Here is a 12,798-nt window from a genome sequence, read left to right as displayed (position 1 = left end):
GAACCTTCCGCCCGGCCCGGTCTTTCGCCTCGCGGGGACGCTCGGCCTCCCGGATCTTTGGCCTCGCCGTCAAAGTACCGCCGGCGTCCCGCCGGCCCCTGGAACCTTCCGCCTGGCCCAACCCGCCGCAAAACCCCACTCTCGGCGACGATACGACGACAACTCTATTATACGCCGCTTTGCCCAAAGAGCCCTGCTTTTGTGTAAGTTTCAGAAACTGAAAGAATTCTGATCCCTCCGCACCCGCAGGCGTGGAGGGATAGGAAGGAAGGAGATTCGTACTCAATTTTGTGCTACATTTTCGAAGTTTCCCGTTCGTTTTTGGCGCTATTCGGAACGCCAGGCTTCTGCCTGGCAAAACTCCAGGAACCGCAAGGTGAACGGGAAACTTCGAAAATGTAGCACAAAACCGAGTACGAATCGGCAAAGGAAACCCAGAGCCGCGCGGCGAAACCAACAGCAATGACCAACCTGGAGATCGCCCAAGCCGCAACGCTCCTTCCCATCGACCAAATCGCCGACAACGCTGGCCTACAGCCAGACGATTACGAACCTTTAGGGCGCTACAAGGCCAAACTGACCTACCAAGCCATGGAGCGTCTGGCCGCTGACCCCAAAGGCAAGCTGATCCTGATTACAGCCATCACGCCAACCCCTGCCGGCGAAGGCAAAACCACAACCTGCGTGGGCCTTGCACAGGGCTTGCAAAAGATTGGCCGCTCGGCCATTCCCGCCATCCGCGAACCGGCCATGGGACCGATCTTTGGCGTTAAGGGCGGCGCTTGCGGCGGCGGATACAGCCAGGTCTTGCCCATGGAGGAGATCAACCTTAGCTTCACGGGCGACTTTCCCGCCATCACCGCCGCGCACAATCTTCTCTCAGCCATGCTCGATGCTTCGGTCTATCACGGCAACCCGCTCAACATCGATGTCCGCAGCCTATGGTGGCCCAGGGCGGTCGATATGAACGACCGAGCCTTGCGAGAAATCGTGATCGGCCTGGGCGGCAAGACCAACGGCTATCCGCGCCAAGATCGCGTCGTCATCACCCCCGCCAGCGAAGTGATGGCCGCTCTTTGCCTCTCTAACACTATTGCCGAACTGCGAGAGCGCCTTGGTCGCATCATCGTCGCCCTAACGCCCGATAATAAAGCCGTTACCGCCGCCGATCTTAAAGCGCACGGCGCCATGGCCGCCATCCTGCGAGACGCGATCCGGCCCAACTTAGTGCAAACCATAGAGCACGGCCCTGCGCTGGTGCACGGCGGGCCGTTCGCCAATATCGCGCACGGCTGTTCTTCCGTCATAGCAACGCGATGCGGCTTGGCGCTGGCCGACTATCTGATTACCGAAGCCGGCTTTGCCGCGGATTTGGGCGCCGAGAAGTTCATGAACATCGTCTCGCGCTCCCTAGGCCGAGGACCGGACGCGGTCGTGCTGGTCTGCACCGTTCGAGCGCTCAAGCATCATGGCCAAGGAGACGATCTAACCGCAATCAAGTCGGGCATGGACAATCTCCTGCGCCATGCGTCGCATCTTCAGAGATACGGTCGCCCGGTCATAGTCGCCGTCAACCGATTCCCTTCAGACACCGAAGGCGAACTGACCGCGATTCGCTCGGTCGCCGCCGAATCGGGTCTAAGCGTTGTCGTCGCGGATCCATGGAACCAGGGAGGCGAAGGATGCGTCGATCTCGCGGAAGCCGTTGCAAAAGCCGCCGACGAGCCGGGCGAGTTTCAGCATCTCTATTCATTGGAAGACGACGAAGCGACCAAACTGGACTCCATCGCCCGCTTGGCCTACGGCGCCGAGGGGGTCGAACTGACGCCCACCGCCCGGCGCTCCATCCGCTGGGCGGTCGATAACGGCTACCCGAATCGGCCCATCTGCGTGGCCAAAACGCAATACAGCTTCTCGGACGATCCCAAAAAGCTCAATGCGCCAATGGGCTTTCGCATCACCGTACGAGATGTCAAACTGGCGGCCGGCGCGGGCTTCCTCATCGCATTGGCGGGCGACATCATGCTGATGCCGGGCCTCGGCGCAACCCCTTCGGCGCAGAAAATCGACGTGGACGAGCGCGGAACCATCACCGGACTGTTCTAAATCGTTCAAATCTGGGCTATACTATGGCGTCTCGCTTTGGTGGCCGACAATATTGCTGTGGCCGCCGAGCTTATTTTGCCTATGGCATTGCGCACTCTTCTCGCATGGGCGCTAACGCCCACATTGCTGGTTGGGGCCGGCACGACGCCGGCCGCGCCCGTTGCTCTCTCTCCTGCCCACGAGGTAGCGCTCAGCGTCAACCAGGCGCGCCGAGAGTTCGGCCTTCCGCCGCTCAAAATCGAACCGCGATTAGCTTTGGCAGCCCAATCCCATGCGGACGATATGGCTGCCCGAGGCTATTTTGATCACTGCGCTCCAGAAGGCCATGGACCCAGCGAGCGAGCTGCCGAGAGCGGATACCCCGCCGCAATATGGGAGAACTGCGCCCTAGGACACGAAGACGCTCGCGACGCGGTGAAAGCATGGCTGGAAAGCGAGGGACATCGAGCCACCTTGCTCAGCCCGAGTCTGCGCGAGATGGGCGCCGGACGATCTGGGCGATATTGGGTGCTGGACTGCGGCGCCCGCAGCGGCGTCTACCCGATCGTCATCGAAAACGACTCGCCGATAGTCCGTTCGCGCCGGGTAGCGCTCTATCTGCACGGCCAAAACCGCGTCAATTGGGTCCGCCTGAGCAACGATGGCAAAAACTACTCGCCCTGGATGCCCTATCAGCCAGAAATGGAATGGGAACTGAGCGAAGGCGCCGGACCGAAGACCGTTTACTACCAAGCCTACGATGGCAAAATCCGCACCATGGTCGATGAAGTCTACCTATCGCGATAGATCCGTTGTTTACCAGCGATAGTAGGCCGGATGGCCGGGTTTGACCGCTACAAAGACCCCGCGACAGGTCGCGCACACTTTACCGCCAGCGATCAATTCAGCATCGACCGTCGCTCGCTCGTCGCTCGACTCTGCGATCCGTGCGGTCAGATGAACAGACCCATCCGTCGGCGTCGGGCGGGTCAGTTTTACATGAAACTCGGCCGTAACCGTGCAAAGAGGGTGATCGGCGCCCGTCCGCACCATCAGATGGTGTGCCGCCGCCCAGTTCGAGTGGCAGTCCAAAAGCGCGCCGATGATCCCGCCGTTCAGCACCCCAGGAAACGCCTCGTGATGCTTCTCCGGCGTCCAATCGGAGACATACTCGCCGTCCGCCAAAAAGGAGCGGATGTGCAGGCCTTTTTCGTTGGCGGGGCCGCATCCAAAGCAGATGCTGGTAGGGGCGTAGGTCTCTTGCAGGCTCATAGAGTTCATGCCGATATTCTACTCCGCCGGGTAGAATCGGAGCGTGGAAGAGGCGATTCTGATTCCCGGCTCGCGCCTCATCGCGCAGGACGACGGCTTTGTCATCTATGAGAGGCGGTTTTCCTCGGACGATCCGTTGCGCGCGACCGATCTATCGCCCTCGCCCGACTGGATCGAGATCTGTATCAGTCTCCGGCGGCCCGACCCCGATATGCCGGTCTGCCCGCGAGCGCGCGCCGAAGCCGGGCTGACCTATTTTCACCATCACCTTATCGTTTCGATCGATCCCCAACTGTTGCAACGACTGGCTGAGGCCGACCGCGCCAAACTGTGCCCGACCGTAGCGGAACTTCTTGAGCGCAGCGATGACGAAAGGTCTGCGCTTAACATCGACGGCGCCGCTCTAAAGCCGATTGTGGATCAGATTTTGGAGCCTCCGGACGTCGGTGGGATGGCTCTCTTCTATCAGGCCAAATTGAGAGAGATTCTCTCCTTTATCTGCTTCGAGCGCAAACCGATCGATGAGAGGATCGATCGCGCGGTCGCCTTTCTGCACCAGCACCTAGACAATCCGAACGCTTCCAAAAGTTTGGCGCAGGCGATCTGCCTCAGCCCTCGCCAAACCCAAAGGCTGTTTCGCGTGGTTCTGGGCCGTTCGCCGTCGGAGTATCTCGCAGAGATCCGGCTCCAAAAGGCCGCGTCGTTGCTTGCATCGGGCCGAGCGACGGTCTCCGAATCGGCGATCGAGGTCGGCTACGTCAGTCTCAGCCACTTTTCTAAGGCCTTTCGTGCCAAGTTCGGCCTTAGTCCCAGCGAGTTCAAGGCGGCGCGCCAACGGCGCGCGGGATAAAGCCTCCTGGTAGAATCACCATCGATGCCCCGACCGTCGTGGGACGCTTACTTTATGCAGATCGCCAAGGTGGTCGCCACCCGTGCCACTTGCCCCCGCCGCAGCGTCGGCGCCGTGATCGTGTTGGACAAGCGCATTCTGACCACCGGATACAACGGCGCGCCGCACGGATTGCCGCACTGTAGCGAAATCGGCTGCCATCTGGTGGACGGGCACTGCCTGCGCGCGCTCCACGCCGAGCAAAACGCGATTTTGCAGGGCGCGCTGAACGGCGTATCGACCAAAGGCGCGACCGTCTACGTTACCTGCCAGCCGTGCAACCATTGCGCCAAGATGATCATCAACGCGGGGATACGCCGCGTCGTGTTCGAGGGCGATTACCCGGACGATTTCGCGCTCGAACTTTTTGGACAGGCGCAAGTTGAGTTAGTTCGCTTTCTCGACGCATGAAAACCATCTTCGCGGTCTTTCTTATCGCGCTCGTCTCGACCTATTGGCTGACTCCCTGGGCGCGAGAACTGGCCAGACGCAAAGGCGTCTTGGCGATCCCCGACCCCCGCCGAGTGCACAAATCGCCCACGCCTTTGTGGGGCGGCATTGCCATCTATCTCGGAGCGCTGATCGCCATCGCGTTTGGGTTGGGGCGGCTGTCGCTGTTGGCGCCTTCGCTGGTCGTCTTCTTGGATCGCGCTCTGCCCGTTATCGGCATCGTTGCGGTCGGCGGCCTTGTCTTGGCAATGGGACTGCTGGACGACCGCGCCAACCTCTCGCCCAAGGTGCAGGCGGGCTTTCTGCTCCTTGCCGGACTTTTAGTCCAGATTTTTGGCGTTCAAATCGTCGGCTTTACCAACCCGTTCGCCCAATCGACCTCGGGCGGATTTGACGCCAGTCGCTATGTTCCCTTGGGCTGGCTGGCCGTGCCCGTTACTGCCATCTGGATCTTCGTCGTCAGCAAGACGATGGACACGATCGACGGCATCGACGGATTGGCGGCAGGCGTGGGCGCCATTGCCGGCATGACCCTTGCGCTGTTGGCGCTTCAGACGGCCAACGCCACCAATCAGCCCTATCCCCATTGGCTGATCGCGATCGCGGCGGCGGCGATCACCGGATCGGCAGCCGGCTTTCTGCGCCACAATTTCAATCCAGCGACCGTCTTTATGGGCACGGGCGGCGCGCAATTCTTGGGTTTCATGCTGGCCAGCCTCTCCATATTGGGCGCGTTCAAAGCAGCAGCGGCCTTCTCTATCCTGGTGCCGGTGCTTGTCTTCGGGCTGCCCCTCTTGGATGCGGCGGTCGTCGTGGTGCGAAGGGCCTTGAGCGGCCAGCCGATAGCACAGGCCGACAAGCGGCACATCCACCATCAATTGTTGGAACGCGGCCTCAACCAGCGCCAAGCCGTGATCGTGCTTTACGCCGTCGCAGCGGCATTTGGCGCTTTGGCGCTGCTGCTGACGAGGAGAGGATAGTTCGTGAAGGTTTTGGCTGTCTTCGGCACTCGTCCCGACGCGATCAAAATGGCGCCGGTCATCCTCGAACTCCAATCGCGCCCAGGCGTTCAGACCATTTGCCTCTCCACCGGACAGCACCGCGAAATGCTCGACCAGGTGATGACGATGTTCCGCATAAAGCCCGACATCGACCTGAACATCATGCAGCACGGTCAGACGCTCGCCCAAACCGCCTGCCGCGCCTTGGAGGGAATCGATCAAGCCATCGCCGAACACCAGCCGGACATCGTGCTGGCTCAAGGAGACACGACCACCACTTTTGCGGCTTCCCTCGCCGCTTTCTATCGCCAAACGACCTTTGGCCACGTAGAAGCCGGACTGCGCACAGGCAATAAGCGCGACCCGTTCCCCGAAGAGATGAACCGACTGATGACCGGTCTGACCGCCGATCTGCACTTTGCGCCAACCCGATTGGCGCGACAAAATCTGCTGAACGAGGGCGTTAACGACGACCAGATTTGGGTAACGGGCAACACGGGTATCGACGCTGCCCTCTGGATTGCTCGGCAACCCTGCAAGATGGACGACGAGCAGAACCGCGCCATCGATTGGCCGGGGCGTCTGTTATTGGTAACCGCCCACCGGCGAGAAAACTGGGGCGAACCGATGGCGAGAATCGCGGACGCTGTAGCACAACTTTCAACACAGTTCGACGACCTGCTCGTCTTTGTCCCGATGCATCGCAACCCGACCGTGCGCGAGGCGCTTAAAAGTCGACTGGAAGGCATGGATCGTGTCGTCCTGACAGAACCCGCAGAATACGCTCCTTTTACCCAAATTATGAAACGCGCCGACCTCATCCTGACAGACAGCGGCGGCGTGCAAGAAGAAGCGCCCAGTTTCGGCGTGCCCGTTCTCGTAATGCGCGAGACGACCGAACGCCCAGAAGGCGTAGAGGCGGGCGTGGCCAAGTTGGTCGGAACCGACACCGAACGGATCGTCCAGGAGGCAAAGCGCTTGCTGACTGACAGCGACGCCTATGCCGCCATGGCCCGGGCCGTCAATCCCTATGGCGACGGGCAGGCGGCCAAACGCATCGCCGATACCGTCCTCAGGTAGAATCCCTAACCGCAATTCACCTTCACGGAGGCGCAATTTTGAGCTATCAGGCAACGTTGATCACAGGGGACGGCACCGGGCCAGAAATCGTCGAAGCGACCAAAAGAGTGATGGCCGCCACCGGCGTCGATATAGAATGGGACGAGGTCGAAGCGGGCGAGGACGCCATGGCCAAATACGGCACGCCGTTGCCGCCCCGCGTTTTAGAATCGATCCGCGAGCGCAAGGTCGCGCTCAAAGGCCCCATCACCACCCCCATCGGCTCGGGATTCCGCTCCGTCAACGTCGCGCTTCGCCAAGAACTTGGACTGTTTGCCTGCTTGCGGCCCTGCAAAAGCTACCCAGGAGTACGGAGCCGATACAGCGACGTGGACCTGGTCATCGTCCGCGAAAACACCGAGGACCTCTACGCCGGGGTTGAGTTCGACCGCAATACGCCCGAAGCCGATCAGATCGTTGCGATGGGCAAGGGCAAGATTCGAGAAGGCGCCGCCATCTCCATCAAGCCAATCTCCTACGAGGGTGCCTATCGCATCGTCAAGTTCGCCTTTGATTATGCTGTTGCCAACAATCGACGCAAGGTAACCGCAGTCTCCAAGGCCAACATCATGAAGTTTACGGACGGCCTCTTCTTCCAGGCCGCTCGCGACGCCGCCGAGGCTTACAAAGGCCAGATCGAGTACGAAGAGCGACTGATCGACGCGATCTGTATGCAATTGGTGATGCGCCCCGAAGAGTTCGACGTGATCGCCCTGCCCAACCTCTATGGCGATATTCTCTCCGACCTTTGCGCCGGGCTGGTGGGTGGATTGGGCGTCGCGCCTGGAGCAAACTTTGGCGACGACACAGCGCTCTTTGAGGCCGTGCACGGCTCGGCGCCCAAATATAAAGGCCAGAACAAGGTCAACCCGACCGCCGTCATCCTCTCTGGAATGTTGATGCTGAAACACCTAGGCGAAGAGAGCGCCGCCAATCGCCTCGAATCTGCCGTCGCCCAAGTCATCCGCGAGGGCAAGCGCGTAACATACGATATGAAGGCCGATCGAAACGATCCGACTGCCGTGGGCACCAGCGAGATGGCCGACGAGATCATCCGCGTCCTGCAGTCGTAATGGCCTCGCTGTCGGCGGTCGTGTCCCATGCGGCCGACCAGACGGCGGACCCCGAGCGCGCTCTGGCAAACTTCAACGCCTGGGTTGACGCGTTCCAATCCCCGTCGCCCTACTTAAGGAGCATCGAGGAGCATCCCGATGCCATAAAGCCGCTCATGGCGATCTTCGCCGCCAGTCAAAGCCTGTCGAACGTCCTGCGAACGGAGCCGGAATTGGCGGGCATCCTGCTTGAATCGGGATTCGACCGCAGACCGAACTATCAAGAAGAGGCCGACCGCGCTTGGCAGGGGGCGCCGACGTTAGAGGCCGCGCTGGATCGCTTGCGCTGGATGAAGAGGCGAGACTTCCTCGCCATCGCTGCGCTGGATTGCCTGGATCGCATCGAACTGACCGACACGGTCGAGCGGCTGTCCGATCTGGCCGACGCCGTTGTCCAAGCCGCTTTGGACATCGCGCACAACTTTGTAGCGCCAAGCCAGGTCTGCATAATCGCCTTTGGCAAGTTGGGCGGCCGCGAGCTGAACTACAGTTCGGACATCGACTTGGTGATGCTGACTAAAGACGAACCGGCGCCGAACGACTTAAAGGTCGCCGAAGCGCTGATCCGAGCGCTGTCGGGCCAGATGCGGCGCGGCATTCTCTACCGCACCGACATGCGACTGCGGCCCGAGGGGCGTTTCGGACGACTGGTGCGAAGCCTTGGGGCGACTCGAAGCTACTACGAGCATTGGGCCGAGCCTTGGGAGCGACAAGCGCTGATCAAGGCGAGACGATGCGCAGGAAACGCCGAGACCGGGCGCGATTTCGAGCGCTTTGCGCGAGCGTTCGCCTACCGTGCGGGCCTGCAGGAAAAAGAGCTCGAAGCCATAAGAGCGATGAAGAGGCGCGCCGAATCGGAGACCGAGAAAGCGGGCGAAACCGAAACGAACATCAAACTGGGACGCGGCGGCATTCGCGACATCGAATTTGTAGCCCAACTGCTCCAACTGGCGCACGGCGGACGCAATCCTCGGCTCCAAACCCGTTCGACCTTGGCCGCTCTGGCTCGCCTGGCCGAAGCCGGCTTCCTTGAGGCGGATGAAGCAAAAAGCCTTGCCGACGCCTACCGCTTTTTGCGCCATGTGGAGCATCGCCTGCAATTGTTGGAAGAGCATCAGACCCACCTGTTGCCCAACGACGAACGGAAGCGCATCGCTAAGCTTATGGGGGCGCCGGAGACGTTTGAAAAAAGATTGGACGCCTGCCGCCACTCCGCGCGAGAAGCCCTGGAGCGACATTTCTATGGCGGGCAGTCGCTCCAATCTCGCACTGATTCGCTTGACTTGGCAGTCTTCAAAGATCAGAACGGAGCGGAACAAGCCCTTAAATCCATGGGTTCGGAAACCAGTTACGGGGTGCCCTTTCCAGAGGCCGCCGAGACTTTTGCGCAGATCAAATCCGAGCTCGTTGCCGCCTGTGCTCGCTCGGTCGATCCTGATTTGGCGCTCAAAAGTCTCGCATCGTTGGCTGCCTCGACGCCCAACCCTGGACAAATGTTCGCCATGTTTCGCGATAGCCCACAGACGCTTTCGCGATTGGCCGAACTCGCAGCCATCCCGCGCCTCTGGTCGATGCTCATGCGCCGACCGGAATTGATCGACTCGCTCTTTGACGAACAGACAGCCGACACGGAAGCCCGAACCGGATTCGAGATCAAGCCGGGTGCTTGGAGCCGAATCGCCTTCCGAGAACGGCTGCGATCGGGCGCCCGTTTCGTCTGGGGCATCATCGACCGCCGCCAACTGGCTCTCGAACTCACATCCTTCGCCGATGCCGTGCTGTTGACCGCAAAGACCGAGGCCGGTCTCGACAATGAGAGCGCTATTGCGGCGATGGGACGCCTGGGGGCTCGCAGACCAGGCTTGGGCAGCGACTGGGACGTCGTTCTGATCGGCAACAACGGCGCCGCAGCCGAGAAGTTTTTACAACTCTGCAACGAAGCGGTCGAGAAAGGCGAAATCCCACCGATCGATTCCCGCCTCCGGCCCGAAGGCCGTTCGGGCGCCCTCATCCGCTCGATCGACTACTACGAGGAGTATTATGCCCGCCATGCCGAACCGTGGGAACGCCTCGCCGCGGTCAATCTGCGCATCATCGGCGACGATCCGCACGGATACGGCCAACGTCTCCAAAATGCGCTTATGAGCCGCCCTGTCTCGCCCGAGAGCCGTACCGAAATGAACCGACTGCGTCTTCGCATGAAGAGCGAGCGCAAGCAGAAGGGGCTCGACCTTAAGTTTGCCGACGGCGGCATGGCCGACATCGAACTGACCATGCAACTGGCTGTGCTCGAGCGATCCGCCGAGAACCACCGGCTCAGGGCGATCTACGACCAACTGGCCGAAGCGCGCGACTGGCAGTGGCTGACAGAGGGAGCCTTGCCCGCAACGGCGAATCCTATGCGAGAGGCGATGACCGAAGCATCGGCCATCGTCGAGCGCGTCTGGACGAGAGGAGGCTGCAAATGAAGGATCGAATCTGGGTGGTTTTCTTGGCTCTGCTGCTCATCCACATGGGGGCGTCGGCCTATGGCCTGCACATGATGTACCAGTCGCAGTTGGAGATTATCAGGAGCCTTCATCGAATGGAGGCCGAAATGGCGACGACCAACAAGAACCTGTCCGAGACAAAGGACGTGATCGGCGGCCTCGCTCGTTCTGGCTTTTTGCAGAGAATGAACCAGTAGACCTTGGCTCTAAACGGAACGCCAGGCTTCCGCCTGGCAGGGCAGCGCCGAAGGGCGAGGCTTCAACGGCAGATTTCGCGCAAAGGACGCTAAGGAAACGACAGGGAGCAAAGAAAGGAGGAAGCAAAGAAAGGGCCAGGCAGAAGCCTGGCGTGCCGAATTTTTATATCCCTCCACACCCGCAGGTGTGGAGGGATGTTGTCAGACCGAGCGCTAGCCACTGAGTGGCCTTTTGCAAAAATGTAGCACAATTTTGAGTACGAATCAAGCCGGGAGGGCGAGCATCCCCGCGAGCCAAAGCCGCCAAACGGGAGGGCGAGCGTCCCCGCGAGCCCATGCCGTCGGAACGCCAGGCTCCTGCCTGGCCAGGACCCTCCACGTCCGCAGGCGCGGAGGGATGTAAACTCCCTGTTGATTCGGCTCGCGAGGACGCTCGCCCTCCCGGGCGGCTCGCCTTGGCGGTCTTCGCTCCCTTTGCGCGAAACGTGCCGTTGCAATCCCATCCTGCCAGGCAGAAGCCTGGCGTGCCGAAATGAACGGGAATCTGCGCAAATGTAGCACAATTTTGAGTACGAATCTCACATCCGAAACACGCCAAAGGAGGTGTCCAAATCATTGGTCGCCTGCGCCGCCGAAATCCCCAATGCCAGCGTCATTCGAGTATCGACGGGGTCGATCACTCCGTCGTCCCACAGACGCGCCGAACTGTACAGCGCGCTGCTCTCCTCTTCATACTTCTCCAATGTCGGCCGCTTGAACTCTGCCTGCTCCTCGGCAGACATCGTCTGACCCTTGGCGGCCAGCTGCTCCATCTTTACCGTCAGTAGCACGTTGGCAGCCTGCTCGCCGCCCATCACGGAGATGCGCGCGTTCGGCCACATCCAGAGCTGCCGGGGCTGATAGGCCCGTCCGCACATCGCGTAGTTGCCCGCTCCGTACGATCCGCCAATAATTACCGTGAACTTGGGTACGTTGGCCGAGGCGACCGCGGTTACCAGCTTGGCGCCGTGCTTGGCAATCCCCTCGTTCTCGTACTTCTTACCCACCATAAAGCCCGTGATGTTCTGCAGAAAGACGAGCGGCGTTCGTTGCTGACAACAAAGCTGGATAAAATGAGCCCCTTTCTGCGCGCTTTCGGAGAAAAGAATGCCGTTGTTGGCGACGATCCCGACCGGATAGCCGTAGATGCGCGCAAAACCGCAGACCAGCGTCGTGCCAAAGAGCGCTTTGAACTCCAAGAAGCGGCTTCCGTCCACAATGCGGGCAATGATCTCTCGCGCGTCAAAACTCTTTCTTGCGTCGGCGGGGATGATGCCGTAGAGTTCCTTCGGATCGTAAGCAGGCTCCTCGGGCGCGTAAGGCGGATCGATCTGAGCCGATTCGAGCGTTTCCACTATCCCTCTCACAATCTCTATGGCGTGCTCGTCGTCCTCGGCAAAGTAGTCCGCCACGCCGCTGATCCGGCAGTGCGCATCGGCGCCGCCCAGCTCCTCGGCGGTTACCTCTTCGCCCGTCGCGGCCTTCACCAGCGGCGGCCCGCCCAAGAAGATCGTGCCCGTGCCCTTCACAATCACCGCGTGGTCGGACATTGCGGGCACATAGGCGCCGCCCGCCGTGCAAGAGCCCATTACCGAAGCGATCTGGGGGATTCCCAGTGCCGACATTCTCGCCTGATTGTAAAAAATCCGGCCAAAATGATCGCGATCAGGGAAGACCTCGGCCTGCATAGGCAGAAACGCGCCGCCCGAATCGACCAGATAGATGCAGGGCAGGCAATTCTCCAGTGCGATCTCCTGCGCCCTCAGATGCTTTTTGACCGTAATGGGGTAGTACGTTCCGCCCTTGACCGTCGCATCGTTCGCCAAGATCATGCAGAGTCGGCCTTGCACCTGGCCGATGCCGGCCACAACCCCTGCGCTAGCCGCCGCGCCGTCGTACATCCCGTGCGCCGCCAGACGGCCGATTTCTAAGAAGGAGCCGTTCGAATCAACTAGAGTCTCGATTCGCTCCCGCGCCGTCATCTTGCCGCGCGATTTGTGCTTGGCAACGGATTCCGTCCCGCCTCCCGCCATCGCCTTATCGACAGCGGCGCGAAAATCGGCAAGATGCTGATCGTAAGCCGCGCTGTTTTGCTTGAATTCGTCACTGCTAGGATCGATCAGGGATTCGATGACTTCCATGCCT

11 protein-coding genes are annotated in these 12,798 nt (G+C 60.6%); 9 read left to right on the top strand and 2 right to left on the bottom strand.

From position 1 onward, the window contains the following. The first annotated feature begins 462 nt into the window (after window positions 1–462). Together HUU60_10175 and HUU60_10170 are read left to right on the top strand one after the other, a co-directional pair. Window positions 463–2,106 (top strand): formate--tetrahydrofolate ligase, encoded by a 1,644-nt coding sequence (locus HUU60_10175; protein ID NUL83075.1) that lies wholly within the window; start codon window positions 463–465, stop codon window positions 2,104–2,106. 39 nt (window positions 2,107–2,145) lie between these two features. Further along, a complete protein-coding gene (locus HUU60_10170; GenBank protein ID NUL83074.1) occupies window positions 2,146–2,892 on the top strand; it encodes a CAP domain-containing protein in 747 nt (248 codons plus the stop codon). A gap of 9 nt (window positions 2,893–2,901) precedes the next feature. On the opposite strand, the gene HUU60_10165 is transcribed toward HUU60_10170, so the two are convergent. Further along, the gene (locus HUU60_10165; GenBank protein ID NUL83073.1) at window positions 2,902–3,366 is read right to left on the bottom strand and encodes a PaaI family thioesterase; all 465 of its coding nucleotides are present in this window, start codon (window positions 3,364–3,366) and stop codon (window positions 2,902–2,904) included. A 34-nt stretch (window positions 3,367–3,400) separates the two neighbouring features. On the opposite strand from HUU60_10165, the gene HUU60_10160 reads away from it, so the two are divergent. From HUU60_10160 to HUU60_10130, 7 genes are read left to right on the top strand one after another with little or no spacing between them, the layout of a single operon-like run. Further along, window positions 3,401–4,207, top strand: a complete 807-nt coding sequence (locus HUU60_10160) for a helix-turn-helix transcriptional regulator (protein ID NUL83072.1) — start codon at window positions 3,401–3,403, stop codon at window positions 4,205–4,207. Window positions 4,208–4,231: 24 nt separating this feature from the next. Then, window positions 4,232–4,657 carry a dCMP deaminase gene (locus tag HUU60_10155; GenBank protein ID NUL83071.1) on the top strand — a complete coding sequence of 142 codons (426 nt, stop codon included), beginning with the start codon at window positions 4,232–4,234 and terminating at the stop codon, window positions 4,655–4,657. Next, window positions 4,654–5,676, top strand: coding sequence for an undecaprenyl/decaprenyl-phosphate alpha-N-acetylglucosaminyl 1-phosphate transferase (locus HUU60_10150; protein ID NUL83070.1), 1,023 nt, complete (start codon window positions 4,654–4,656; stop codon window positions 5,674–5,676). The genes HUU60_10155 and HUU60_10150 overlap by 4 nt, the downstream gene beginning before the upstream one ends. 48 nt (window positions 5,677–5,724) lie before the next feature. After that, a complete protein-coding gene (gene wecB / locus HUU60_10145) occupies window positions 5,725–6,777 on the top strand; it encodes a UDP-N-acetylglucosamine 2-epimerase (non-hydrolyzing) (GenBank protein ID NUL83069.1) in 1,053 nt (350 codons plus the stop codon). 38 nt (window positions 6,778–6,815) lie between these two features. After that, the gene (locus HUU60_10140; protein NUL83068.1) at window positions 6,816–7,889 is read left to right on the top strand and encodes an isocitrate/isopropylmalate dehydrogenase family protein; all 1,074 of its coding nucleotides are present in this window, start codon (window positions 6,816–6,818) and stop codon (window positions 7,887–7,889) included. Continuing rightward, window positions 7,889–10,396, top strand: coding sequence for a hypothetical protein (locus HUU60_10135; protein ID NUL83067.1), 2,508 nt, complete (start codon window positions 7,889–7,891; stop codon window positions 10,394–10,396). The genes HUU60_10140 and HUU60_10135 overlap by 1 nt, the downstream gene beginning before the upstream one ends. Then, on the top strand, window positions 10,393–10,614 hold the full coding sequence (locus HUU60_10130) for a hypothetical protein (GenBank protein NUL83066.1): 222 nt from the start codon (window positions 10,393–10,395) through the stop codon (window positions 10,612–10,614). Before HUU60_10135 ends, HUU60_10130 begins: the two co-directional genes overlap by 4 nt. A gap of 578 nt (window positions 10,615–11,192) precedes the next feature. On the opposite strand, the gene HUU60_10125 is transcribed toward HUU60_10130, so the two are convergent. Beyond that, a complete protein-coding gene (locus HUU60_10125; protein ID NUL83065.1) occupies window positions 11,193–12,794 on the bottom strand; it encodes a methylcrotonoyl-CoA carboxylase in 1,602 nt (533 codons plus the stop codon). Window positions 12,795–12,798: the final 4 nt, after the last annotated feature.

Source organism: Armatimonadota bacterium (genome assembly GCA_013359125.1).
Taxonomy (GTDB): domain Bacteria; phylum Armatimonadota; class Fimbriimonadia; order Fimbriimonadales; family GBS-DC; genus JABWCR01.
The sequence above is the reverse complement of the archived record's forward strand: the minus strand, read 5'-3'. Positions and strand labels throughout refer to the sequence as shown.

Excerpts from the sequence above, each read along its gene's own strand:
- HUU60_10175 (NUL83075.1), top strand. The coding sequence starts at position 463 with ATGACCAACCTGGAGATCGCCCAAGCCGCAACGCTCCTTCCCATCGAC.
- HUU60_10165 (NUL83073.1), bottom strand. The coding sequence starts at position 3,366 with ATGAACTCTATGAGCCTGCAAGAGACCTACGCCCCTACCAGCATCTGC.
- HUU60_10155 (NUL83071.1), top strand. The coding sequence starts at position 4,232 with ATGCCCCGACCGTCGTGGGACGCTTACTTTATGCAGATCGCCAAGGTG.
- HUU60_10150 (NUL83070.1), top strand. The coding sequence starts at position 4,654 with ATGAAAACCATCTTCGCGGTCTTTCTTATCGCGCTCGTCTCGACCTAT.
- wecB (NUL83069.1), top strand. The coding sequence starts at position 5,725 with ATGGCGCCGGTCATCCTCGAACTCCAATCGCGCCCAGGCGTTCAGACC.
- HUU60_10135 (NUL83067.1), top strand. The coding sequence starts at position 7,889 with ATGGCCTCGCTGTCGGCGGTCGTGTCCCATGCGGCCGACCAGACGGCG.
- HUU60_10130 (NUL83066.1), top strand. The coding sequence starts at position 10,393 with ATGAAGGATCGAATCTGGGTGGTTTTCTTGGCTCTGCTGCTCATCCAC.
- HUU60_10125 (NUL83065.1), bottom strand. The coding sequence starts at position 12,794 with ATGGAAGTCATCGAATCCCTGATCGATCCTAGCAGTGACGAATTCAAG.